The organism is Sphingobacterium corticibacter (assembly GCF_003076635.1).
GTDB lineage: Bacteria > Bacteroidota > Bacteroidia > Sphingobacteriales > Sphingobacteriaceae > Sphingobacterium > Sphingobacterium corticibacter.
Genome location: NZ_QDKG01000007.1, coordinates 66,595 through 90,769, shown reverse-complemented (window position 1 = coordinate 90,769; position 24,175 = coordinate 66,595). Strand labels below are relative to the sequence as shown.

Here is a 24,175-nt window from a genome sequence, read left to right as displayed (position 1 = left end):
TTAATTTTGTTTAAGACAGTCATCTACTCTTTTACTTACGCCATCTTTGGCGACAATTTTGCTAGATAATGTGCTGTGGAGCGACAGATGAATCTGTCTCGTGAAGCGGGATGAGGTAATCAACATAAATTAGAGATATCAATAAAATCAAATATTATGGGAAATCAAGCTTTAGAGAAAAGCTTCAATGAAATTTTGGAAGGAAATAAGGATTGGGTAGATTTCGTAAGCAAAGATGAATCAGGTCGATTCCAGCAATTAGCGAAGGGACAAAGTCCAGAGATTCTATGGATCGGTTGCGCGGATAGCCGTGTACCTGCCAATGAAATCACGGGTCGCAAACCAGGTGAAGTATTTGTACACCGCAACATTGCTAATATGTGTGTGCACTCCGATATGAGTATGCTTTCGGTATTAGACTATGCTGTAAATGTATTGAAGATCAAGCATATTATCGTGGCTGGGCACTATGGTTGTGGTGGTGTAGCAGCTTCATTGAGTCGGAAACAATTTGGTATTATCGACAACTGGTTGTGCCATATCAAAGATGTATACCGTTTGCATTCACAAGAGATCGATAGCATTAAGGACGAAGAAAAACGAGTGGATCGTCTGGTAGAGCTGAATGTAAAAGAGCAAGTTTTCAATTTGTGTACTACATCCATCGTGCAAAACGCATGGAAAAATGGACAAGATTTGGCAGTACACGGCATGGTTATCAACATCGGAACAGGTGAATTGGTTGACCAAAACTGCACATTCGATTCTAATAATGATTTGGATAACGTATTTGCTTATCAATAGCAGTTTAGAATCATAGAATATAAGAGAAGCGGCCGCTAGGCCGCTTTTCTTGTTTAGTTATAGCTCATAAGACACCCCAAGTCCGGCGTATCCGGCTAATCTTCTGATGATATCAGTTGAGAAAATGTTGTTGCTCGAAGCAATCTTAATGATTTCAGGATTGTTGATGTTCAGTATGTTGACGCCCTGCAACCAGTATTTAACCTTCGCAGATTTTTTATCATACATTATTTTGGCGCCTAAATTGTAAAAATTGCGAGTTACTGCGTTAGATTTATAACTCTCAAAAATATTATCGATGAAATAGCGAATATTTTGAGATTCCCATCTACCATTAATATTAAGAAACGGGGAGATCGTTTGTATTGTATTTCTGTTATCAAATAAACTAAAATCAAAAGTTTGATAGGAATATTTGACCCCTGATTCATAATTAATGTAAGACTGATCAAAATTGCTCTGGAATGAAGGTCTTATCGAATAGATATTGTTAGCGTTCTGATTAGGAACGCCATTAATGAAACCAATAGTTTCTGTATTAAAATAACTTAAATTGATCTTGACTTTGTTTTTGAGCAATTTAACGCGTTGTTCAAAACTTAAGTTAGCGCTCCAAGATTTGTTCATGGGCGATACGATATAGCTGACATCATTAAATGTTATTTCATTGATGGTATTCGTTGACCGTACTTGATTACCATAAGTTCTGGAAATATTTACTATCATCACTCTTCCGTCATAAAGGTTTATGTTAAGGTAATTCAGGGAGTAGGTGTTTTGAGTGAAGATTTCATCATAATAAATGCTGGAGGGAGATATTAGGGTTCTGAAATCTCTGATATATGATACTTCATTTAAGTTTTCGATTTGTGCGAAGTCAAATGTTCTATTGTATCCAGCAGAAAGATGATGAATAGGAGAGAATGCGATTTTTAGTTCTGCTGCAGGCAAAAACTGAAATACAGACTGATCAATATTTTCATTTCTAGACCTTATGGTGGAGTTTCTAAATTCAACTTTCGCTTGATACTGGAGTAAACCTTCTTTTTTTACGATTGCTCCATCCACAAATCCGTAACTCAGCCCTAAGTTTGTAGTCGTTTTTTCTTCAGTATTCAGTAAATTTTCGATCGCAAAAGATTGTCGAGTCGTCACAAAGCCGGTATTCACTCGTGCTATGTGTTGGTTTAGTTTCTGGGTGTATTTCACGAAAAATCCCACTTCATTCTTTTTGATACGATTTTGTTGAAAAAGATCATTTTCATCGCCTCTAAATAAAACTCTATTGCTACTTAAGTCAAAATTTTCGCGATTATCTTTGATGTCTTGAAAGGCATTAACTGAAAGCAACTTTGTGCGATCTAGTCTTAGAATATAGCTGAATTGATGTCCAAACGAGTAGTTTCTTTGATTTCTATTTTCATCAAAATAGGTGGTTTCATTACGTAATTCGTTATCGACGAATTGGTCTTGTATAATCCTGTTAGGATCGTAAGCAATTGTATAGTTGAATAGGCTCTTATCATTGGGTTTATAGTCTAGATTTAATTTCGTTTGATTGAAGAAGAATCCATTCTGTTTCGATAGCCGATCTAAAGTTTGAAATGACGCATCGTCGGTAAAAATAATTTTTTCAGATAATACCGATTCAGATGTTTTAGAAAAGTTAAAGATCGAAAAACCGTTAATCGTTATTTTATTCGTTGGCTGATGTATAAAATCAAATGATGCGAATTGTGAATTCCTTGATGCAACCTCATTATTTTGCAGCAAAAACTCAGGAATATCTCTTGTATTCCTGGCATTGGATAACGAAAGATCATTGTTTTTCATGTCCTGCTTAATACTTTTGTTCATATCAAGGTAGTTCTGCAACGATAGGGGTTGTTCACCCGTATTGTTGAGGTCTACTATTGCAGCGATGTTTGATTTGTTGTGAAAGCGAAACAGATTGGCGTGTGTATTGTACCTATTTTGATAAGCACCATAAGCTTCAAGATTGCCGGTAATCTTGCCTAGATACTCTTTTTTGATTTTAATGTTAAGTGCGGTTTTATCACTACCTTCAATATCTTTGATGGCAGCGAATGTTTCGTGATTATTTAATAAATCAATACCATCTAGCATTTCTGCACTTATATTTTCGGTCGCAAGCTGATGGTTATCTCCAAACATCTTTTTCCCGTTTACCATTAGATCGTTGATCACTTTTCCATGAGCCATTATCTTTCCATTGTCATTAATTTCAAGCCCAGGCAGTCTAGTAATTACATCCTTTAATTTCTGTTCGTTTCCTGTCGTCAACAAACTTAAATTATAACTAATGGTGTCGCCACTCATGGTGGCAGGCACACTTTTTTGGAGCACTATTTCATCTAATAATTTAGACGATTCGCTCAATGTAATTGTTAAGCTAATGGTCTTTGGATCGTCTGAAACAGTTAATTCTTCGTCATATGGATGGTAAGTGAGGTGGTTTATTTCCAATCTATATTGGCCAGGTTTTATATTTTTGAATTCGAAATAACCATCTGCGTTGGAACTACTATAGGAAATGATTTTCAACGTGTTCACGTCTTTGAGTTGAACTGTGGCACCAAAAATACTTGTTTGAGATCGTTCGCTAGTGATAGTTCCCTTAAGAGATATTTGTGAATGACAGATGCTTAAGTTAAGAAGTAATAATAAGGATAGACATGTGTATTTCATTATATCAATCAATTTCCAAGCATGGATCTTGCATTCTTTCTTACTTCGTTTATTTTTTCATCCCTGATCTCATTATACTCTTTAAATGTTACAACTTTACCTTTTGATGGTTTTGTAATTTCAAGCTTATTATCATTTGGTTTTATGCTTACAGCTTGATAAGTGTTATTTTCTTCAACTAATTCTAAAATAAGCCCTGGTAACCCATAGTAATGTTTCGGCCCATCTTGGACTGGAATATCTTTAGCATACCAAGCAACTATATCTAGATTATTTATTTTAGCTGTGGCTTTGCCTACCCTGTGTTCGCCAATGTTTTTCTCCTCATCTTCCAGTTTCCATTCGTATGGTTCTAGCTTATCTTTCACTAAGAAACTTTTACCTAATATGTCGACCCCATGGAGATATTCTTTTGTTTTGAAATTCTTATAAATACCACTATCATCGCTTGATAAAGTAATTGTTTTGAATTTCACAGACTGATCTATATTTAAATCCTCTGCAACAGTTTCCTTGGGTGTTTTTAGGTACAAGGATATGCCGTTTTCATAATTCAAGATATAATTAGAAGGTTTGGATAGCATATAGGATACCTGTTTTTTAATTTCAGGATCAGCTATTTCTCGTAGTTGTTTTTCCGTGTTGACACGTTGTTCATAGTGCACAGTTAAGGACTGAGCGCCTGACTTTAAGTGAAATAGTGTAAGTGTACACAGAAGAATTACATGGATTCGCATATTTTTAAAATTTAATGAAAATAAGGATACGATCTTTCACTAAGTATGTGGCACATATTTGATGTGCTATGCCTCAGTCGTTTTCTGATAATTGATGATGTTTTAATTTTACGGATAGGGCAATTATTGTACATCATAATTGCCCTACGTATTGTGGTGATCGATTTTTCTAATAGAAAATAATCCAAATTTCGCCGTCGTCCCAAATGATAATTAGAATGTCGTTAGCAGCTTGTTTTACGGCAACATTCTTTCCATTAAATTGTGAACTCGCTATTATTCGATTAGCTTCTTCGGGAGTTAGTTTTAATAATTTGACGTTTTCTGTGTTAGTTAACGTTTCGATAACCGAAGAATTTAAAGGTTTCGTTTCGTTACTGAGAGGTTTTGCTTCTGCTTTAGCAAAAGCGAATGCACCTACTAATACTAGTGTAAAAAATAATTTTTTCATAATTTTAATATTTAATTAATAATGTTTTTTAAACTTAATAATAATTATTTAAATTAAAATTTTTTATAAAAAATTTTACATTTTAATTTCAGTGATTTTTTATTTCTAATATTCAATTCTATTTAACAGTGTGTCATTTTGAAACAGAGCGGTGCACGGCATGGTTATCAATATCGGAACAGGTGAATTGGTTGACCAAACTGCACATTCGATTCTAATATTGATTTGGATAACGTATTTGCTTATCAATAGCAGTTTAGAATCATAGAATATAAGAGAAGCGGGCGATAGGCCGCTTCTCTTGTTTATCGCCTAACTTCTCCTGCGTGCGTTACCGTTACACCGTAAGGATTGGCAAATTGGTCTAATATCACCGAAAACTCTCCTCGAGTAATTGGGCGGTCAAGATCGTAAACCGTGTCGAATTGAAGTTTGTTATTCCACTCTGTGGCTATTTGTCTATTTACTTCTTGTCCACGTGTGCCCAAAAATTTGACTAATTCTATCGCGTCTTTCCATAGAAGTTCCTCGCCATCATGATCCAAAAACCAAAGTTGACTACGGGAATATAATTCTTGGAGTATCGGTCTGATCTCCGAGTAAGTAACTTCTTTTTCAGATGAAAATCTATTGTTTTCTACTGGAAATAATCCTGTCAAATAGATTTTCTGCCAACTGCCGAAGTGAGGATGTTCGCTAGCCGCATCGATCGCAGGTAGCAACCGACTTTTGTAAGTCAACAGTTCAGATTGTAATTTGCGTACATCGATCTGAGCTGCATCCACCTCAAAAAAAGCCGTGTAACCTGCGGCTGCACCAATCGCCTGAGCATAGTGCATGCGTAATGGAATATTTTCGACAGATGGTTCGAAAGAGCTTAGCGACTGCAAGGAAAAGAAATTATTCTTTACTGAGCGGAGTAATTCAGAAGTAGTAAGTGTGCGTATCGAGTTGCGATCTGTACCAATGGCTAAGGTGGTGCGAGCGCGTTGCAAATCGGATAAGGAGCTTTGCGTATTGGCTTCGGGTTTCCAGCGATCCTGTTCTGGCACTACGCTGGCTAGCCCTTGATCGGTCGACGCATCAATCACCGACCGGAAGGTATATCGTTTTCCATTGCTCAATTGCGCCTGCCAGCCTTTTCTGCCCCATGCTATTTTCTTTATTGAAGTGCTTTCAACGATGGTTAAGGGAGGAAGTTTTTGTACAAGTTGATTCGTCGCAATCAATAGTCGTTCAATAGTGATATCCTGTTTGATTATAGTGGCCACACTATCGTTAGGGCTTTTATAATCGGCCATTTCCATCAAGAGCTTCATCCAGATGCCACCGTCCAAGCTATGATTGATAGTAAGTTGCGAAGGTTTTTCCGTAATCATCAAGTCTTGCAAATTACCATTCATCACCCAAAGCGTGGGTACATTAGATAGTGCACCTTGCACCGCTGCTGCATAAGCTTCTAAACCATTTCCATATACCAGCAATGTCGGTTTGGGCTTTCGTTGACCAAATAGGATAATGGGTAATAAAAGACACGCAAACACGAGAAAGGGATACTTCATTTTAATTTTTATGGATGAATGATAAAGATCCCGATTAATCGGCGTTTATTCAAAATTTACTGTTATCTAACCGATATTTCTCGTGCTGATTTCGTTGCTACAGTATAGCGATTATACCGTGGAAATCCCTAAATTTGCAACATGTTAGAGGAAGAAAAATCACTGAATTTTATTGAAGAAATCGTCGCAAAAGATTTGAGCGAAGGCAAAAACGATGGCCGTGTATTAACACGGTTTCCGCCGGAGCCAAACGGTTATCTTCATATTGGCCACGCTAAATCGATCTGTTTAAACTTTTCTATAGCCAACAGATTCGATGGACAGACCAATTTGCGTTTTGATGATACCAATCCCGTTACCGAGGATGTAGAATACGTAAATAGTATCAAGCAAGATATTCAGTGGTTGGGTTTCCAGTGGGCAAATGAATTGTACACTTCCGATTATTTCGATCAATTGTATGAATTTGCTGTGGAGTTGATCCGTCAGGGATTGGCTTACGTGGATGATAGCACGGCCGAAGAAATTGCGGCTGGGAAAGGTACGCCTACAGAACCTGGGGTACCGACACCGTACCGCGATCGTTCGGTTGAGGAGAATTTGCAATTGTTTCAAGAGATGCGTGATGGCGTATATCCTGATGGCGCGAAGGTTTTGCGCGCTAAAATAGATTTGGCCAACCCAAACATGCACTTGCGCGATCCATTGTTATATAGAATCAAGCACGCGAACCACCACCGTACCGGTGATAAATGGAAAATCTATCCGATGTACGATTTCGCGCATGGTCAATCGGATGCGATTGAGAAAATCACGCATTCGATCTGTACGTTGGAGTTTATTCCACATCGTCCATTATACGATTGGTTGATCAATAAATTGGAAATCTTCCCGTCTAAACAATACGAGTTTTCACGCCTGAATCTGAATTATACGGTGATGAGCAAGCGCAAGCTGCTACAACTGGTCAACGAAGGTTTGGTAGAAAGTTGGGATGATCCGCGCATGCCAACTATTTCGGGATTGCGCCGTCGTGGTTATACACCAGCGAGTATTCGCAACTTCTGTGAGCGCATCGGTGTACAGAAGCGCGAGAATATGATCGATGTCGGTTTGTTGGAATTCTGTATCCGCGAGGATCTCAATAAAACTGCTTGGAGACGTATGGCTGTGATCGATCCGATCAAATTAGTCGTTACCAACTATCCAGAGGGAAAAGAAGAAATCTTAGTTGGTGAGAATAATCCAGAAGTAGAAGGTGGAGAAGGCTCACGTGAGATTCCATTCTCCCGTGAATTGTGGATCGAGCGTGAAGATTTTATGGAAGATGCTCCGAAGAAATTCTTCCGTTTAGGCCCTGGTTTATCGGTTCGCCTAAAACATGCATACATTGTAGAATGCCACGATTTCGTCAAAGACGAATCTGGAAAAGTTACTGAAGTACATGTTAACTATTTGCCGAATTCCAAATCTGGAGAAGATACCTCTGGTTTGAAAGTGAAAGGAACGATACATTGGGTATCGGTACCACATGCTAAAACGGTGGAAGTACGTTTGTACGATCGCTTGTTCCAAGATGAAAATCCTGCTGCGGCAGAAGATTTCCGCGCATCGATCAACCCAGAAAGTTTACAAATCGTCGAGCAAGCCTATGTAGAGCCAGATTTGGCAAATGCTGAACTGGGCAGAGGATATCAGTTTATCCGGATGGGATATTATACCTTGGATACCAAATCTACGCCAGAGCACTTGGTTTTCAACCGCACGGTAACGTTGCGAGATTCCTGGGCGAAGGAAGTGAAAAAAGGATAAAAGTTATAAGAGCGGATCATCACGATCCGCTCTTTCTATTTATTGTCCAAAAATCTGATGATATTTCCGGTCTAATGCTTGCACCTCGGCAAGCAAAGCTGGATGTTCTTCTTCTTGCAGCATCTCGGTGTACATCGCCAAGGTTGTCATTCCTAAACGAATATTGCGCACATCTAATTCTTGCTTGCTGGCATATACAGAAGCTTTATAATCCATATCTGCGGCCAAGTAGGCAAGGTTCTGCTGCAACATCGTATTTGCTTCGTTGGATTGTTTCGTTTTGTACAAGGTATCGATCACCAAGGTATTTTGATATACTTGAGTGATATTGTTTACCTGTTTAGGTCGTTCTTGATAAGCAATAGCCGCAACGCGCCCCGCTTTATCCAGCTCATCTTGCTGCCGCAATTCCTGTAATGCTAAATGCAGTACATCGGGATATAAGTAATTCTCATAGATAAAACGCGAATCGGTGTCCAAGTGCGCCAATTGATTCAGATTTCCCCATTGCAGTTTCTGCGTGATGTTCTCATACAATGTGTCCATATTCACCAAAGTCGGTTGCTCTGTGGGCTGACCGCGTTCTACCGGCATCAGCCGATGCACCAATCCTTCTGATACCAGATATTTGTTTAGTCCCATCGTATGCTCTTCGGGCATTCTCGAGAAGAAATAAACCGGACGTTCCCAATTATTATTCACCAACAAAGACATTAATCCCAACTCAGCGCGTGATACATAATTTTTGTTGTAAGTCCATTCCAACTTTTCGGGAATGCTATCTTCCCATGTTTTAGGAACCACCTGATGGGCGATCACTGCATCTTTATCAATGGGGAGCTGGAAGTTTTTAGTGGGTAATATGTTAGCATATTTTCCATTTTGCAGCTGTAGCTGATTGCTCTGACTGTCTGACAGCATAATGTCGAGCAAAGTACTGACATCCACATTTCCATCGATCTGCATATCAACAAAATGCAATACTTCACGTACGCCTTTCGCGATTTTCTGCGGCTCAATGTGGATCGGCAATGCTTTCAAATCGGCCTGATCCTTCATCAGTTGTTCCAAATACCAATCCGATTGCAGATAACCAATATTAACGACGCGCACATCGCGACGCACCTGTTCTACTTCTTGCAGATACCATAAAGGAAAAGTATCATTATCGGTGTACGTGAATAGAATGGCATTCGGGGCACAAGATTCTAAATAATTGTACGCCATATGCTTCGCCATCGTGCGATCGGATCGGTCATGATCGTCCCAATTCTGGACAATCAACAGTGTTGGCGCGGCCAACAAAGCGATCGTGACGGCGGAGCCCGTAGCCCAACGCAGCGCCATCCGCTTACGCAAAAGTTCTGTAATGGCCAAAACGCCCATCCCAATCCAGATGGAAAACATATAAAATGAACCCGCATACGCATAATCGCGTTCGCGAGGTTGCAATGGCGATTGATTTAGATACAATACAATGGCGATTCCCGTAAAGAAGAATAGCAAGCTGATGACTAGTGCGTCGCGTTTACTTTTTCGGAAATGCCAGATCAGCCCTGCTATACCAATCAACAACGGTAAAAAGAAATAGGTGTTGCGGGACGGATCTTTAGTGAAAATCGGATCGAGAGTCTGTTGTCCGCCTAAGCGCACCTCATCAATGGCTTTGATACCCGACAACCAGTTTCCATTAAAGGAAGAAACCATCGGGTTCGGCGTATCATTTTGCCTACCAACAAAATTCCACATAAAATAGCGCCAATACATATGGTTCAGTTGATATTCTAAGAAGAAACTCAAGTTGTCTGCTTGCGTCGGCGTTTGCCCATCGTTTAAGCCCAAGTAGTTTTGGTAGTACGCAGCATGCCGCTCACTCCACACCCGTGGGAATAGCATTTCTTGATCATATACATACGATTTGCTAGATGAAATTTCGGTGTATTTCGAAGGATCTTTTCTATAAAAGGATTGTTCATTGACATCAATAGGATTCGCATTGAAAGTTGGTCCTTTCAATAATGGTTCCGACGGATATTGCTCTCGTGTAATATACCCATATAGAGAAAACACGTCGTTAGGATTGTTATTATTCAGCGCAATTTCTGTTTGCGCCCGTACGGGCAAAAAGGTGTAGGAACTGTATCCAAAAAGTACAAAACAGGTCGCTAATAGCGCAATATTCCAGATCGGTTTGTTACGCTGATTGGTAATAACCAGTCCGTAGATCAAGCCAGCGATCAAGAGAATGACAAAAAAAGCAATCCCACTACCAAAAGGCAGGTGAAAGCTATTCACAAAAGCAAGATCAACATAGGCAGCCATCTTTACTGTATATTGAATAATGCCCCACAAAATAAATCCAAGCACGCCCACGCCGATCAACAAGGTTTTTAAAATGCCTTTCCAATGTACACTTGGCGATAGCTGGTAATAAATTAATAAAGCAATCGCCGGTATGGTGAGCAGATTAAGCAAATGCACACCGATGGATAATCCCATCACGTAAGCGATGAGCAGCAACCATCTGTTGGCATCGGGTTGATCCGAGCGATGCATCCATTTCACAGCCAACCACAATACGACTGCGGTACATAACGACGACATAGCATATACTTCGGACTCAACCGCAGAATACCAAAAGGTATCGGTAAATGCATAAGCTAATGCGCCAATAGCGCCCGCGCTGATGATCTGCAAAAGCTGTGTGTTGTTTGGTTCGAGGCCACGCTTAACTAACACTTTGCGCACTAGTGCGGTAATAGTCCAACACAGGAAAACAATGGTAAAACCGCTGCAGACGGCCGAACCGATGTTCATCCAAAATGCCACACGTGTCACATCGCCACCGGCAAGATTGCTAAAGATATTTTGAATCATGAGGAAGAGTGGCGCACCAGGCTGATGTACAATCTGCAACTTATAAGCCGAAGCAATAAATTCGCCTGTATCCCACCAGCTGGTGGTACGGTCAGCGGTGAGGATATATACTAGGGTTGCCAGTATGCCACATAGCCATCCCGTGAGGTTATTCCATTTGTTGTAATTCATAATAAGGCAGTTTATTAGCGTTAAAAATAGGGATTAATTACTCTCGAATTAGATGATTAACAAATCTTAACAGACTTGCGCGAACAAGAAATTAATTCTAATTTACTTCCGTTATGAAGAAGCCTATTTTGGTTGTTAAGTTTGGCTCTGCTGCGGTGACCGATCAGCAGGGTGAAGTAGATGAACGCGTTATTTTAGAGATCGCGCGACAAGTGAGTAAACTCCAAGAAAAATATAATATCGTATTGGTGTCGTCGGGAGCGGTAGCTGCTGGCAAGCGATTTTTGCCGCATTATCGCGGCTCGCTTTCCGAGCGTAAAGCTGCAGCGGCCATTGGCAATCCACGCTTGTTGCAGACCTATGCCACGTATTTTAAACCGTTTAAAATTGCGCTGGCGCAAAGTCTTTGTGAGCGGCAACATTTTGCCAATCGGGATCAGTTTTTACAGTTGAAGAGCACGTACGAAACGCTGTGGCGCAATCAAATTATTCCAATTGCGAATGAAAATGATGTAGTCAGCAGTCAAGAGCTGAAATTTTCGGACAATGATGAGTTGGCCACCTTAATTGCGGTAGGTTTTGGTGCGGAGAAATTGCTTTTTAGTACCTCGGTACCCGGCGTGTTAGATGCGGAAGGTGAGGTTGTGCCAGAAATTGCGCAGATTGATAGCTCGGTACTTGGTTTGGCGCGCAAGGATAAATCTTCAGTGGGATTAGGCGGAATGACTTCTAAGCTAAATTTTGCGCGATTAGCCAGTCAGATGGGTATCGAATCGGTAATCTTTAGCATGAAAACAGAAGATGGATTGCTGAAAGCCATGCTAGGCGAAACCGGAACGGTTTGCCGTGCACAAGGTAAACGCATCTCTTCACGGCATAAATGGATGGCTTCTGGCAGTTTGATTTCCGGAAAACTGAAAGTTGATGCCGGCGCTATCGAAGCGCTGAAAGCCAGAAAGAGTTTATTGGCAGTGGGTGTGCAAGAGATTATTGGAGATTTTGTGGCAGGAGAGATTTTCCAGCTGGTCGATGAACAGCAGGTCGTTTATGCCGTGGCCAAAGCACGCATCGACTCTTCAGAGTTGCGCGCTCATGCAGGGCAGAAAAATCTGGAAGTCGCACACGCGGATGATATTGTATTGCTGTAGATCGCAACGGTCATTTTGAAGTATGCAATCCGTGATTTGGTAGGAAGAATAATACTATATTTACCAATATTACTAACAAGATAAAGGCTGGTTAAGAGGTAAGTAGAAAGTTGGTAAATATAGGGTAAGAAGACCTTTGTGGTCGCAATAGAAAAGTAGAAAACACAAAATGGGAATACGAGTAGAGAAAGATACGATCCTGAATTGGATCAATGAAATGGGAAAGTTTCTACGCTTGATCGTAGAAAAATGGGAGAGTGGTCTTTCGACTTCTGGTGAAGACGAAGAAGTGGCTGCAGGATACCAAGCTTATTTTGGCAAAGACCGCGAATATTTCCAATCGCTGGATCTGGCCGCATTGAAAGCATATGCCGACGAGAACTTGCAAGTCGAACAAGTGCGACCATTGGCTTTGTTGCATATGTACGATGGTTTCATCAGTGGCGACAGATCCTTGTTGGAAAAAGCAAAAGGTCTGTTAGAGCATCATGCTGCCAGCACGGGTAGCTTCTCATTCGAAGATTTCGATCATCTGGCGAAGATCGATGCAGCGCTAAAGCAAAGCTTATAACATTCGGATATTTTAGGCGAGAATACCTCGCCTAAAATATCGACATTACTTCAAAATTTCTCGAGCGATCACTAATCGCTGGATCTCCGAAGTACCTTCGTAGATTTGCGTAATCTTCGCGTCGCGCATCAATCTTTCTACATGGTATTCTTTCACATAACCATATCCACCGTGGATTTGTATGGCTTCTATCGTGTGCTTCATAGCCACTTCAGACGTGTGTAATTTCGCCATAGCCGCTTCTTTACCATAAGGAAGCCCTTGATCTTTCGTCCAAGCAGCTTTGTAAGTCAGCAAACGTGCCGCTTCAATTTCTACTTCCATGTCTGCCAGTTTGAACTGTATTGCTTGATGATTGCTGATGGGTTTTCCAAAAGTCTTGCGCTCTTGAGAATAGGCACGAGCCAAGTCGTAAGCGCCAGCCGCAATACCTAACGCTTGCGCAGCAATACCAATACGGCCGCCATCCAAGGTTTTCATTGCAAACTTAAATCCGAAGCCATCTTCGCCAATGCGATTCTCTTTTGGCACTTTTGCATCAGAGAACATCAGCGAATGCGTATCCGAGCTACGAATACCCAATTTATTTTCCTTTGGACCAATGGTAAATCCCGGAGTATCTTTCTCAACGATCAATACATTGATACCGCGGTGGCCTGCGCTGGCATCCGTTTGAGCGATTACGAGATAAATATCGGCATTTCCACCATTGGTAATCCAGTTTTTGGTACCATTCACCAGATAATGATCGCCCTTGTCTTCTGCTGTGGTGTGCTGCGACGAAGCATCAGAGCCCGCTTCAGGTTCTGATAGTGCAAAAGCACCTAGTTTCTCGCCAGCCGCTAAAGGGCGTAGGTATTTTTGTTTCTGTTCTTCGTTGCCGTACTCATTCAGTCCCCAAAGTACCAATGAATTATGGGCAGATAAGATAACGGCAGTCGAAGCATCGATTTTAGCAATTTCTTCTAATACCAATACATACGCCAAGGTATCCAATCCTGCACCGCCATAAGCTTCCGGAATCATGAGCCCCATAAAACCGAGATCGGCCATTTTCTTTACGAATTCGTGGGGGAAGAGTGCTTTTTCGTCGCGTTCGATGACGCCTGCTTTCAACTCGTGAGCAAATTCACGCGCTGCTTGCTGAATCATGCTATGCTCTTCGGATAACTTAAAGTTCATCATATCTACTGCATTGGTTACCCAAATATAAATTAATTTATTATGTCAGCATAATAAATTAATTGCTTTTTATTTCTAAATGTAGCGGATTTACTTATTTTTAGATTTCAGTATTCCCTAAGATCGATCAGATACCTATATGGCTAGCTTTGAAAACAATCCTGTAAATTTAGATGCCATTCCACAGTGGGAGTCGGTTTCCTTTTATCCCATTTCTCCCAAATATCGATTCTTAATTATTGGCAATACGGTGCTGATTTGGTTACTTGCTCTCGCTATTCTGGCTGTAGTGGTTATTACATCAGATGAAGGAACGGGTATGGAAACTGCGGTGTGGATATCTGCTGCGGTATTAGTAACCGTACTTTCTGGTGTGTATTTAATCTTTAACTTGATTTCTTTCCGTCGCCGAGGTTATGCCGTTCGGCAGCATGATGTTTTATACCGAGCCGGCGTGTTTTCGCAGTACACTTTGGTTATTCCTATCAAACATATACAACACATCAAGGTAAAGACCTCCGTGCTTGGCAGATTATTAGGTTTGGTCACGGTGGAGCTTTTTACTGCTGGCGCGGGCAAAGACATGCATATTGCTGGGCTTGACAATCCGCATGCATTAGCATTGCAACAGCATTTAGCGGAGCGCGTATCAACTATTGATGAACAATCTCGGCTGGAACATGAATAATTCCATGGATTTTTCACAACCTCATCGCTTAGACGCAGGCGGATTTATAGTGGAAGGATTGCTTTCCTTCGGGCGAATTATCCGTTCTCTGGCTCTGCCATTAGTTTTCATTGCCATAAAAAATGGCCATCTTTTTCTGACTTGGCAATTCTGGACGATCTTGGGTGCATTGGTGCTGCTACATTTTATTTACTCCTATTTCCGGCATCGTAATTTTATCTTTTATGTGGATGAGAAATCGCAAACTTTTGTGCTGAGTAGTGGACTGCTGAGTAAGAGCAAGATTGTATTGAAGTTCGAAAATATTCTACAGGTCAATGTGCGGCAAAATGTTATCCAGCAAGCTTTGGATCTATATAGTCTGGAAATTGATTCGGCCGGAAGCAAGGAAAAGGAAGTAGATTTGTATGCATTGAGTGAGCCGACGGCATTAGCGCTACGGGATTATTTGGTCGCTAAAAATTTATCGGAAACAGATACTCTGGAAAGCATAGCACAACAACAAGCGATAGAAGATGAGCTGCTGTTCCGTATTCCAAATAGTTCGATTCTGTTGGTGAGCTTATTCACCAATTACAAACAAGGGTTGCTTTTATTCTTCACCTTTCTGATCGGTTTGATAGATGTATTTCGTGATTTTATTCCAACAATAGATTACGAAGGATATTATCAGGATTATCAAGCGCAATGGATGAATTTTATTGGGCAGCTGCTCCTTGTATTTGGTCTAGTACTTCTTATTCCTATTGGAATCAATCTGGTCAAATACTTTTTTACCTATTTCAGCTTTTCGCTCCGCAAGAATCAAAAAGGAGATTTTATGATGCACTATGGCTTGTTTCAGTTGCAGCAGGTGATATTCAATCGCAAGAAAATCCAAATGATGAGCTTTGTACAGAATCGTATTTTGAAGCTAATGGATCTCGGTATATTATCGCTGCTGCAAGTGAATACAGATCCAGAGCAAAAGGATCAAGGCATCATCCATATTCCTGGAATCAATAGCTTATCGCGAGAAGCGGTGTGGCAGTTGGTTTTTGGGAGGTCGTTGACAGACAAGGCTATAGAGATCAAGAAACCCATGATTGGCTTATTCATCAGTAGGATGGTGAAGCTGACCATCATTACGTTGGCCGTTGCATCCCTATGGTATTATAGAGATGGTGGCGTAATAGGCTTGTGGACGATCTGCTTCCTCTTTATGGTATTGAGCGTGTACAATATCATCTATTATAGAACATATCAATTACGCATTTATGGAGATTGTCTGGTTAAAGATGATGGCGTTTGGGATCAGAAGGAAATAGTGCTGCCGCTGGATCGTATTATCTCGGTAAGCGTATCTCAAACGATATGGCAGCGTATGCCTAAAACCGCCAACCTGCATATCAGCACCGCTTCTGGTGAAGTGGTATTCCGGCATTTTGATCGTAAGGAGTTGATTTCGTTATCGAATCAGCTTTTGTACACAGTTGAAAGAGTGTAAATTTTTAATCAAACAGGAAGCCGACTCCTTTGTTATAACTATAATATCTACTATATTAGTAGATAATGAATGGTATTTAAAGAAAGGAGTTTAAGATATGAGTTTAAGACTGGGCGATGATGCCCCTAATTTTCAAGCACAGACGACTGTTGGTGAAATTGATTTTTACGATTACACTAAAGATAGTTGGGTTGTTTTATATTCTCACCCTTCCGATTACACACCGGTGTGTACAACCGAATTGGGGCGTACGGCACAATTGAAGCAGGAATTTGAAGCACGCAATGTGAAAGTATTAGCGTTGAGTGTAGATTCGGTCGAAGATCACCACGAGTGGATCAAGGATATCAACGAGACGCAGAATACGACAGTAGATTTTCCAGTTATTGCGGATAAGGATCGTAAGATTGCTGAATTGTACGATATGATTCATCCGAATGCTTCGGCCACGGCTACGGTACGTTCGGTATTCGTGATTGGGCCAGATCGCAAAGTCAAATTGACGTTGACCTATCCAGCTTCTACTGGGCGAAATTTTCAAGAGATTCTACGCGTAATTGATTCTTTACAGCTAACAGCAAATTACTCCGTAGCTACGCCAGCAGATTGGAAGCATGGTGAAGATGTGATTGTTGTGCCGGCTATCAAAACAGAAGATATCCCTGCTAAATTCCCGAAAGGACACAAGGAAATCAAGCCTTACCTGCGCACTACACCACAGCCAAATATTTAGGCTTCGTCATAATTGATAAAAGAAAAGGGTCGAAATCACACATGATTTCGACCCTTTTGATATATACATCAGTTATCGGTTTAATACACCTTAACGATGTAGATAAAGTCTTGTAACTTTTTGATTTGTTCGGTGCGGCTCAGGCTGCTCATGGAGTTCTTCTCGCTAAGGTCTAGATTGCCTTTTAACACTTCTTCTGGGATATCATTGAGGGCATTCATGAGCGCTTCCGTTTTGATTGCAAAACCTGCCCCATCGATTCCTTTTTGCTTACCCGAGATAATACCGATGATATTTCCATAATGGTCAAAAACAGGACCACCACTATTTCCCGGATTTAATGGGATAGAGATCTGATAAGCTAAAGTATCACCTGCGTAACCTGTAGCAGAACTTAAATACCCTTCACCATATACGGCCTCATCGCGAGGATAACCGATCGTGAAGATATCGTCTCCTAAGTCTAAATTCTGACGACGGAAAGAGTAGGGAACATTTTTGCTTGGTATAAACTCGGCATCACTAATATGAAGAATAGCTAAATCCTTAGCCATGTCCTTATAGATAATATTAGCTTTGTACGATTGTCCGAGACGGTTCTGTAAATGCACCGAATCCGCGCCATTCACCACGTGGTAATTCGTCACTACATAACCATTTTTATTCAATAAGAATCCAGTTGCACCATAATGCATATCTGGTTGCTCGTTTTGGTTATTGTTGATGTTTTTGATGGCGGTATGTTGTGCATTCACATTACGCTTCACATTGTTCACCTCACGACGTAACGCACTATAATCAGATGTCGTTTTTTTAATAGTTGAGAAGTACCCAGTACTATACAGCGTCGCTAAAGATGATATAATAGCGACAACTGCTGCCGCTACACCATTAATACGCAATACATTCCACAGACGAGTGACAATCGCTGTTGTGCGATACTCTTGCTCGAATACCTCATCCAGTGATTGCTTAAATTCCGCGCGACGTTGGTACTGGTTTACTGCGCTGATCAGTTCTTGATGTTGCAAAAACTTCTCCTCGAAGAGGGGATTCTCGCGACGGAATTGATCGAACTCGGCACGTTCTTCCGCACTTAGCTCGTTGGTCAAGTAGCTGTCGGCTCGTTCCAGAAATTCTTGTAAAGTCCATTTTCCCATCTTCCAGTTGTTTTTGAAGGTCTATACACAGCATTCAGTCAGAATCGTCCGAATGCGAGGCTTTAATAGGAGCTATGCACCGTGCGGGTTTCCGCTGAAAAATAATTTTTTTAGCCGCTGGAGGCATTTATATTTTTGCGTTTTGGTGTTATCCGTATTGGTGTATCCAAATTTTTCGCAAATGTCCTGCATCGACTTATTACGGAGGTAAAAATCCGTCAATATACTTTGGCAAGGTTCGCCTAATACCTGCAATGCACTTTCCATTTTCTCAAACTGTCGTTCTTGATCTTCATGCATCTGTAGGTCTTCACTCAGATCGGGGCTTTCTTCGAATCCATCTTGCTCAATCGAATAGTGATTATTCGACTTTTTGCCAAGCTGTTTCAACCACAATCGGCGGCTAACGGCATAGAGAAACGTTTTGAGCTTGCTCTCGAGTACAAAACCTTGTCCAGTAACCTTATCATACAATACCATAACCGCTTCCTGAAAGACATCTTTTGCTTGGTCTTTCGATCCGTTGTTGTTCAAGATCATCCGCTCTACGTAAGGATAATGCAACTTATACAATTGTAGTATAACTCGATTGTCCCGATTGGCAATGCCTTTCAGCAGAGACAGATCGTCGATCTCTTTTGGCAATATGTTTCTAATATTACTCACCTATTAATACGTAATTAGCTACAATAGTAACCCTTTGATGTTAACTTAATTTATGAAAATAATGTCAAACGTACTGGATTTTTTGTTAAATGCATCTGCTTATATGCGTATTTTCTTTATCTAATTGACAATGAGCCCATTTTTTGATGGATAGTGCCACATTGCACTTTATGGTTAGATCTATTCCTTTGTAACTTAAAACGTTAATTTTTGCTATTTGTTTTGTCGCTTCGATTGAGGACGTCGTTGCGAAGCCGAGGTACGAAGGCTGAAGCAATCTAAGTTATCAACTTCCTAAACTCTATCAATCCCTTTCTCAACTTTCCAATAAGATCGCTAAACAAAAAAAGGTCTTCATCTTGAGAGACGAAGACCTTTTACAGTTGGCGGTCTGGACGGGACTCGAACCCGCGACCCCATGCGTGACAGGCATGTATTCTAACCAGCTGAACTACCAGACCTAAAAATAAAAGTACTTGAGAATAATGGCGGTCTGGACGGGACTCGAACCCGCGACCCCATGCGTGACAGGCATGTATTCTAACCAGCTGAACTACCAGACCAGTATTCTCAAGACTTTTTAATTGTTGTTTTTAAAAGAACGTTTCGGAATTATCTTCCTTTTTTGCGGTCTGGACGGGACTCGAACCCGCGACCCCATGCGTGACAGGCATGTATTCTAACCAGCTGAACTACCAGACCATTTCCCCTCTTTTTAGAAGGTGTGCAAATATAGTGTTTATTTCCATATCCGCTAGTACTTTTTTCAAAAAAGCTACTCTACAGTGCCTTCCTTCATCTTTTCTGCATTCTCCGCAAATTGCAATGCATCGATAATATCTTGAATAGCACCATCCATTACGGCAGGCAAGTTGTACATAGTCAGGCCGATGCGATGTTCAGTAACTCGTCCTTGCGGATAGTTGTATGTACGGATTTTGGCCGAACGGTCTCCCGTAGATACCATTGTTTTTCTTTTGGCCGCTACATCACCATGTTTCTTTTGTACTTCCAATTCGTACAATTTGTTGCGGAGCATCTCCATCGCCAGCTCACGGTTGGCCAATTGCGAACGCTCTACTTGACAAACGACCACAATGCCAGATGGTTTGTGTGTCAACTGCACTTTCGTTTCAACTTTGTTGACGTTTTGTCCACCAGCACCACCCGAACGGGAGGTTTGCATTTCAATGTCGCCGGGATTGATTTCCACATCCACCTCTTCGGCTTCTGGCAAAACCGCTACGGATGCCGCAGATGTGTGTACACGTCCTTGTGTCTCGGTATCGGGCACACGTTGTACACGATGCACACCCGATTCATATTTCAACTGTCCGTATACATCTTCGCCGATTACTTTTAGGATCACCTCTTTGTATCCGCCCGAAGTACCTTCAGTAACGTCCATTACTTCATTGCGCCAGCCTTTGGTTTCAAAATAGCGCGTGTACATACGGTACAAATCGCCAGCGAAAAGTGCTGCCTCATCGCCACCACTACCACCACGAATCTCGATGATCGCATTTTTACCATCTTCTGGATCTTTCGGGATCAACATCAGACGAATTTCTTCCTCTTTCTCTTCTTTTTGAGTTAGTAAGGTGTCCATTTCCTCCTTGGCCATCTCACGAAGCTCCTGATCTTTCTCGTTGGCCAATATATCCTTATTGGTTTCGATATTGCTAACGATGTTTTTGTAGATGTGGTATTGCTCTACGATCTTCGAAAGATCTTTGTATTCTTTATTCAACTTAGCGAAACGTTTCATGTCGCTAATTGTATCTGGATTGCTAAGTTCGGCCTCAACACTTTCCCAGCGTTCTTTTATTGCTTGTAATTTCTCTAACATAATGAATGTTTACTAAATAATGTGCTAATGTCATCCAACGAAATGTGAGCTGCACAATCCTGCCGCATTATTGTAATAAGTGCACAAAAGTACTTAAAAAACTTTGCTTTAAGGAGTGGTCATAGATATTAAAGGCCGAATAATGGAGCGACGATCTTCGCAGCCTTAATGAGCTTTCCAGTTGTGTAAAGTCAACTGCTGACCATCCCATGTGACGTAGGTTTCATAATTCACCCATTCGCCCAAATTGATGATCCGACTCTGATTTCCGATGGGTAAATCGTAAGGAAGATGACGATGGCCAAAGATGTAGTAATCATGATGATCGGTCTTTTCTAGTGAAGACGCGTATTGATATAGCCATTCTTTGTCTTCACCCAAAAATCCATCATTCTCGCCACTGGCCAATCGACTTTGCTTGGACCATAACGTCGCAATGCCGATCCCCAAGTTTGGATGCAAGCGCGCAAACAACCACTGACAAAGTGGACTGCGAAATATTTTCTTGAGGAATTTATATTTCCGGTCTCCCGGTCCTAACCCATCGCCATGATGCAAGTAAAAACGTTTTCCATCTAATTCTATCACCTGTTCATTGTCGATGATGGTTGCGTTCAATTCTTCTTTTAGGTAACCAAACATCCACATATCATGGTTGCCTTTGAAGAAGGTGATCGGGATGCCTAAGTCGGCCAATTCGGCTAGTTTGCCCAGAAAACGAATGTAACCTTTGGGAACCACGGTCTTGTATTCAAACCAGAAATCGAAGATGTCGCCCATCAAATAAAGCGCTTTTGCGTCTTGTTTGATATGGTCAAGCCAAGAGACAATGCGTTTTTCCCGAAGCTTGGATGCCGAGAGAGGATAGGCTCCTAAATGGAAGTCTGAGGCAAAATACACCGTGGTTTTCGTGGACATATCAACGAAATTACCTAATTTTTATATTATGTTAGTATATTTATTTTTTCGCACAAACAGCTAAAATATGATAGTAAATAAAAGATTTGGTTATGTTGTCGTTTCCTTGGCATTCGTAGCTTGTAATGAATCCAAAGAAATTGAGCCAGCAGAAAGCATTGCTTTGAAGCCCTATCCACAAACGGAGAAAGTGGGTCAGCAAGATGTATACTTTGGTACGACGGTAGAAGATCCGTATCGTTGGTTAGAGGATGATTTGTCGGACAAGACGAAAGCTTGGGTGATCGCCGAAAATGAAGTGACCAATGATTACTTGAGTCAGATTCCATTTCGCGAAGCCATGCGCGAGCGTTTGCAGAAATTGTGGGATTTTGAAAAGGTAACGGCGCCTTTTGAAGAAGGAGATTTTACGTATTTCTATAAAAACGACGGATTGCAAAATCAGTACGTACTGTACCGCAAAAAAGGCGAGAAGGACAAGGAAGAAGTGTTTTTGGATCCGAACAAATTCTCGGAAGATGGCACGACTTCATTGGCGGGCGTGAGCTTTAGCAAAGATGGTTCTTTGGTCGCTTACCAAATCTCGGAAGGTGGATCGGATTGGCGTAAAGTGATTGTATTGAATGCATCCGATAAATCGGTAGTAGGCGATACCTTAATCAATGTCAAATTCTCAGGCTTATCTTGGCGTGGCAATGAAGGATTCTACTACAGCAGCTACGACAAACCAAAAGATGGATCAGCGCTTTCTGCGATGACGGATCAACACAAGTTGTTCTTCCATAAATTGAATACGCCGCAGGCGGATGATGAGCTGATCTTGGGTGGATCGACCTTTCCTCGTCGCTATATTTCTGGCGGTGTGTCGGAAGACGATCGTTTCTTGATTGCCAGTGCTGCTAACACCACGTCGGGCAATGCTTTGTACATTAAAGATCTGACAGATCCAGCGGCGAAGTTTGTGCCGATCGTGGACAATATGGAAAAGAATCATTCGGTGATCGATAACGACGGCACAAAGCTCTTTCTCTACACGGAACTAGACGCACCAAATGGTCGTGTGGTGTCTGTTGACTTCGCTAATCCGGGAACAGCTGCTTGGGTAGATGTGATTCCAGAAACAGAGCAAGTGTTGCAACCGTCTACTGGTGGCGGAAAGATCTTTGCCAACTATTTGAAAGATGCAACGTCATTGGTTAAGCAGTTTGATCGCAGCGGAAAGCTGGAAAGAGAAATCGATCTACCAGGTGTAGGAACAGCAGGCGGTTTTGGAGCAAAACGGGATGACAAGACCTTGTATTATTCTTTTACATCATATGTAGATCCGGGAACGATCTTCAAGTACGATATCGAAGCAGGCAAATCGGAAGAGTACAGACGCTCGGGTGTATTATTCGATGCGGATAAATATGAATCGAAGCAGGTTTTCTATACTTCGAAAGATGGCACGAAAGTGCCAATGATCATCACGCACAAAAAAGGATTGAAGCTAGATGGTACTAATCCAACCTTATTGTATGGATATGGCGGTTTCAATATTAGCCTAACGCCTTCATTCAGCACGAGCAATATTCTATTATTGGAACAAGGAGGAGTATTTGCCGTAGCTAACTTGCGCGGCGGTGGTGAATATGGGGAGAAATGGCATTTGGCCGGTACGAAATTGCAAAAGCAAAATGTGTTTGATGATTTTATTGCGGCAGCAGAATACTTGGTCAACGAGAAATTTACTTCATCAGAACGTTTAGCGATTGCAGGCGGTTCTAACGGTGGCTTGTTGGTTGGTGCGGCGATGACGCAGCGTCCAGAATTGTTCAAAGTGGCTTTCCCAGCTGTGGGCGTATTAGATATGTTGCGTTACAACAAATTCACGGCTGGTGCAGGTTGGGCCTTTGATTATGGTACAGCAGAAGATAGCGAAGAGATGTTTTCTTACTTATACAAATATTCACCTTACCACGCCTTGAAGGCGAATACGGCTTATCCGGCTACGATGGTGATGACGGCCGATCATGATGATCGTGTGGTGCCTGCGCATTCATTTAAGTTTGCCGCGCGTTTACAAGAGTACCATACAGGTGATAATCCTGTCTTAATTCGTATTGCAACTAAGGCCGGACATGGCGCCGGAAAGTCAACCGAAATGGTGATTGCTGAGCAAGTAGACAAATGGGCATTTATGTTCCAGAATATGAATTTGCCTTTCAAAGAGATGAAGTAAGGTCGTATCGTAGGTATCTTAAATATGAAAAGGTTTGAATGAGCTATCATTCAAACCTTTTTTATCTCGCCCCCTCCAACACCAAACTTTCTATCTGAGTCAGCGCTGGCGCGAGTGATTTTCCTTTGTCAGTAAGCTGATATTCCACATGCAACGGTTTTTCTTGTAAGACAATACGATCCAATAGTCCGTCGGCTTGTAAATCGCGAAGCGCGGCAGAGATTGATTGCTTGCTGGCTTGCGGAAGTTGATGCAACAAGGTGCTGAATCTTAAATTCGATGTTAGGGACAATCGAAATAGTTCAGGTTTCCATTTTCCAGACAGGGATTTGAGCAACTGACTTGCGGGGCAGGGCTTTTTGTCGACGACTTCAATAGGTGTGGTCATAAATTTCTGACTTATTGCAATGTTGATGAATAAAATAGACCT

19 protein-coding genes and 3 tRNA genes are annotated in these 24,175 nt (G+C 41.4%); 8 read left to right on the top strand and 14 right to left on the bottom strand.

What is annotated here, in order from left to right:
- Nucleotides 1-156 precede the first annotated feature (156 nt).
- Complete coding sequence (locus DC487_RS15625) at nt 157-804, top strand: carbonic anhydrase (protein WP_116776907.1); 648 nt, start codon at nt 157-159, stop codon at nt 802-804.
- A 57-nt stretch (nt 805-861) separates the two neighbouring features.
- Here DC487_RS15625 and DC487_RS15620 read toward each other — a convergent pair whose 3' ends face one another.
- From DC487_RS15620 to DC487_RS15605, 4 genes are all read right to left on the bottom strand, one after another.
- A complete protein-coding gene (locus DC487_RS15620) occupies nt 862-3,513 on the bottom strand; it encodes a carboxypeptidase-like regulatory domain-containing protein (protein ID WP_116776906.1) in 2,652 nt (883 codons plus the stop codon).
- Nucleotides 3,514-3,521: 8 nt separating this feature from the next.
- Nucleotides 3,522-4,250, bottom strand: coding sequence for a GLPGLI family protein (locus DC487_RS15615; protein WP_116776905.1), 729 nt, complete (start codon nt 4,248-4,250; stop codon nt 3,522-3,524).
- Between the two features lie 169 nt (nt 4,251-4,419).
- On the bottom strand, nt 4,420-4,701 hold the full coding sequence (locus DC487_RS15610; RefSeq protein ID WP_116776904.1) for a hypothetical protein: 282 nt from the start codon (nt 4,699-4,701) through the stop codon (nt 4,420-4,422).
- Between the two features lie 305 nt (nt 4,702-5,006).
- On the bottom strand, nt 5,007-6,263 hold the full coding sequence (locus DC487_RS15605) for a hypothetical protein (protein WP_116776903.1): 1,257 nt from the start codon (nt 6,261-6,263) through the stop codon (nt 5,007-5,009).
- Nucleotides 6,264-6,404: 141 nt separating this feature from the next.
- Between DC487_RS15605 and DC487_RS15600 the strand changes: the two genes are divergently transcribed.
- A complete protein-coding gene (locus tag DC487_RS15600) occupies nt 6,405-8,075 on the top strand; it encodes a glutamine--tRNA ligase/YqeY domain fusion protein (RefSeq protein ID WP_116776902.1) in 1,671 nt (556 codons plus the stop codon).
- Nucleotides 8,076-8,114: 39 nt separating this feature from the next.
- On the opposite strand, the gene DC487_RS15595 is transcribed toward DC487_RS15600, so the two are convergent.
- Nucleotides 8,115-11,123, bottom strand: coding sequence for a glycosyltransferase family 117 protein (locus DC487_RS15595; protein ID WP_116776901.1), 3,009 nt, complete (start codon nt 11,121-11,123; stop codon nt 8,115-8,117).
- A 113-nt stretch (nt 11,124-11,236) separates the two neighbouring features.
- Here DC487_RS15595 and proB point away from each other — a divergent pair, with 113 nt between their 5' ends.
- Together proB and DC487_RS15585 are read left to right on the top strand one after the other, a co-directional pair.
- The gene (gene proB, locus DC487_RS15590; protein ID WP_116776900.1) at nt 11,237-12,271 is read left to right on the top strand and encodes a glutamate 5-kinase; all 1,035 of its coding nucleotides are present in this window, start codon (nt 11,237-11,239) and stop codon (nt 12,269-12,271) included.
- Nucleotides 12,272-12,440: 169 nt separating this feature from the next.
- A complete protein-coding gene (locus tag DC487_RS15585; protein ID WP_116776899.1) occupies nt 12,441-12,842 on the top strand; it encodes a hypothetical protein in 402 nt (133 codons plus the stop codon).
- 45 nt (nt 12,843-12,887) lie between these two features.
- Here DC487_RS15585 and DC487_RS15580 read toward each other — a convergent pair whose 3' ends face one another.
- Entirely contained in the window at nt 12,888-14,024 is a 1,137-nt protein-coding gene (locus DC487_RS15580; protein WP_116776898.1) for an acyl-CoA dehydrogenase, read from the bottom strand.
- A 139-nt stretch (nt 14,025-14,163) separates the two neighbouring features.
- Between DC487_RS15580 and DC487_RS15575 the strand changes: the two genes are divergently transcribed.
- The 3 genes from DC487_RS15575 (at nt 14,164) to DC487_RS15565 (ending at nt 16,931) form a co-directional block, all read left to right on the top strand.
- A complete protein-coding gene (locus DC487_RS15575) occupies nt 14,164-14,712 on the top strand; it encodes a PH domain-containing protein (protein ID WP_116776897.1) in 549 nt (182 codons plus the stop codon).
- The gene (locus DC487_RS15570) at nt 14,705-16,198 is read left to right on the top strand and encodes a PH domain-containing protein (protein WP_165799112.1); all 1,494 of its coding nucleotides are present in this window, start codon (nt 14,705-14,707) and stop codon (nt 16,196-16,198) included. Before DC487_RS15575 ends, DC487_RS15570 begins: the two co-directional genes overlap by 8 nt.
- A 97-nt stretch (nt 16,199-16,295) precedes the next feature.
- Nucleotides 16,296-16,931: a peroxiredoxin gene (locus tag DC487_RS15565; RefSeq protein ID WP_116776895.1), complete on the top strand. Its 636-nt coding sequence runs from the start codon at nt 16,296-16,298 to the stop codon at nt 16,929-16,931.
- An 80-nt stretch (nt 16,932-17,011) separates the two neighbouring features.
- Here the strand turns inward: DC487_RS15565 and DC487_RS15560 are convergent, their stop codons facing one another.
- The 7 genes from DC487_RS15560 to DC487_RS15530 form a co-directional block, all read right to left on the bottom strand.
- A complete protein-coding gene (locus DC487_RS15560; protein ID WP_116776894.1) occupies nt 17,012-18,091 on the bottom strand; it encodes a S1C family serine protease in 1,080 nt (359 codons plus the stop codon).
- Nucleotides 18,092-18,163: 72 nt separating this feature from the next.
- The gene (locus DC487_RS15555; RefSeq protein WP_239016404.1) at nt 18,164-18,757 is read right to left on the bottom strand and encodes an RNA polymerase sigma factor; all 594 of its coding nucleotides are present in this window, start codon (nt 18,755-18,757) and stop codon (nt 18,164-18,166) included.
- Nucleotides 18,758-19,141: 384 nt separating this feature from the next.
- Nucleotides 19,142-19,218, bottom strand: a tRNA-Asp gene (locus DC487_RS15550).
- A 25-nt stretch (nt 19,219-19,243) separates the two neighbouring features.
- A tRNA-Asp gene (locus tag DC487_RS15545) sits at nt 19,244-19,320 on the bottom strand.
- Between the two features lie 65 nt (nt 19,321-19,385).
- Nucleotides 19,386-19,459: transfer RNA gene (locus DC487_RS15540), tRNA-Asp, on the bottom strand.
- Between the two features lie 73 nt (nt 19,460-19,532).
- Nucleotides 19,533-20,606 (bottom strand): peptide chain release factor 1, encoded by a 1,074-nt coding sequence (gene prfA / locus DC487_RS15535; protein ID WP_116776893.1) that lies wholly within the window; start codon nt 20,604-20,606, stop codon nt 19,533-19,535.
- Between the two features lie 165 nt (nt 20,607-20,771).
- Nucleotides 20,772-21,524, bottom strand: a complete 753-nt coding sequence (locus DC487_RS15530; RefSeq protein WP_116776892.1) for a UDP-2,3-diacylglucosamine diphosphatase — start codon at nt 21,522-21,524, stop codon at nt 20,772-20,774.
- Between the two features lie 67 nt (nt 21,525-21,591).
- Here DC487_RS15530 and DC487_RS15525 point away from each other — a divergent pair, with 67 nt between their 5' ends.
- Nucleotides 21,592-23,745: a prolyl oligopeptidase family serine peptidase gene (locus DC487_RS15525; RefSeq protein ID WP_116776891.1), complete on the top strand. Its 2,154-nt coding sequence runs from the start codon at nt 21,592-21,594 to the stop codon at nt 23,743-23,745.
- A 61-nt stretch (nt 23,746-23,806) separates the two neighbouring features.
- Here the strand turns inward: DC487_RS15525 and DC487_RS15520 are convergent, their stop codons facing one another.
- Nucleotides 23,807-24,133 carry a winged helix-turn-helix transcriptional regulator gene (locus DC487_RS15520; RefSeq protein WP_116776890.1) on the bottom strand — a complete coding sequence of 109 codons (327 nt, stop codon included), beginning with the start codon at nt 24,131-24,133 and terminating at the stop codon, nt 23,807-23,809.
- Between the last annotated feature and the right edge of the window lie 42 nt (nt 24,134-24,175).

What these genes read in the sequence shown, in the direction of transcription:
- DC487_RS15625 (WP_116776907.1), top strand. Translation starts at nt 157, where the DNA reads ATGGGAAATCAAGCTTTAGAGAAAAGCTTCAATGAAATTTTGGAAGGA.
- DC487_RS15620 (WP_116776906.1), bottom strand. Translation starts at nt 3,513, where the DNA reads ATGAAATACACATGTCTATCCTTATTATTACTTCTTAACTTAAGCATC.
- DC487_RS15615 (WP_116776905.1), bottom strand. Translation starts at nt 4,250, where the DNA reads ATGCGAATCCATGTAATTCTTCTGTGTACACTTACACTATTTCACTTA.
- DC487_RS15610 (WP_116776904.1), bottom strand. Translation starts at nt 4,701, where the DNA reads ATGAAAAAATTATTTTTTACACTAGTATTAGTAGGTGCATTCGCTTTT.
- DC487_RS15605 (WP_116776903.1), bottom strand. Translation starts at nt 6,263, where the DNA reads ATGAAGTATCCCTTTCTCGTGTTTGCGTGTCTTTTATTACCCATTATC.
- DC487_RS15600 (WP_116776902.1), top strand. Translation starts at nt 6,405, where the DNA reads ATGTTAGAGGAAGAAAAATCACTGAATTTTATTGAAGAAATCGTCGCA.
- DC487_RS15595 (WP_116776901.1), bottom strand. Translation starts at nt 11,123, where the DNA reads ATGAATTACAACAAATGGAATAACCTCACGGGATGGCTATGTGGCATA.
- proB (WP_116776900.1), top strand. Translation starts at nt 11,237, where the DNA reads ATGAAGAAGCCTATTTTGGTTGTTAAGTTTGGCTCTGCTGCGGTGACC.
- DC487_RS15585 (WP_116776899.1), top strand. Translation starts at nt 12,441, where the DNA reads ATGGGAATACGAGTAGAGAAAGATACGATCCTGAATTGGATCAATGAA.
- DC487_RS15580 (WP_116776898.1), bottom strand. Translation starts at nt 14,024, where the DNA reads ATGAACTTTAAGTTATCCGAAGAGCATAGCATGATTCAGCAAGCAGCG.
- DC487_RS15575 (WP_116776897.1), top strand. Translation starts at nt 14,164, where the DNA reads ATGGCTAGCTTTGAAAACAATCCTGTAAATTTAGATGCCATTCCACAG.
- DC487_RS15570 (WP_165799112.1), top strand. Translation starts at nt 14,705, where the DNA reads ATGAATAATTCCATGGATTTTTCACAACCTCATCGCTTAGACGCAGGC.
- DC487_RS15565 (WP_116776895.1), top strand. Translation starts at nt 16,296, where the DNA reads ATGAGTTTAAGACTGGGCGATGATGCCCCTAATTTTCAAGCACAGACG.
- DC487_RS15560 (WP_116776894.1), bottom strand. Translation starts at nt 18,091, where the DNA reads ATGGGAAAATGGACTTTACAAGAATTTCTGGAACGAGCCGACAGCTAC.
- prfA (WP_116776893.1), bottom strand. Translation starts at nt 20,606, where the DNA reads ATGTTAGAGAAATTACAAGCAATAAAAGAACGCTGGGAAAGTGTTGAG.
- DC487_RS15530 (WP_116776892.1), bottom strand. Translation starts at nt 21,524, where the DNA reads ATGTCCACGAAAACCACGGTGTATTTTGCCTCAGACTTCCATTTAGGA.
- DC487_RS15525 (WP_116776891.1), top strand. Translation starts at nt 21,592, where the DNA reads ATGATAGTAAATAAAAGATTTGGTTATGTTGTCGTTTCCTTGGCATTC.
- DC487_RS15520 (WP_116776890.1), bottom strand. Translation starts at nt 24,133, where the DNA reads ATGACCACACCTATTGAAGTCGTCGACAAAAAGCCCTGCCCCGCAAGT.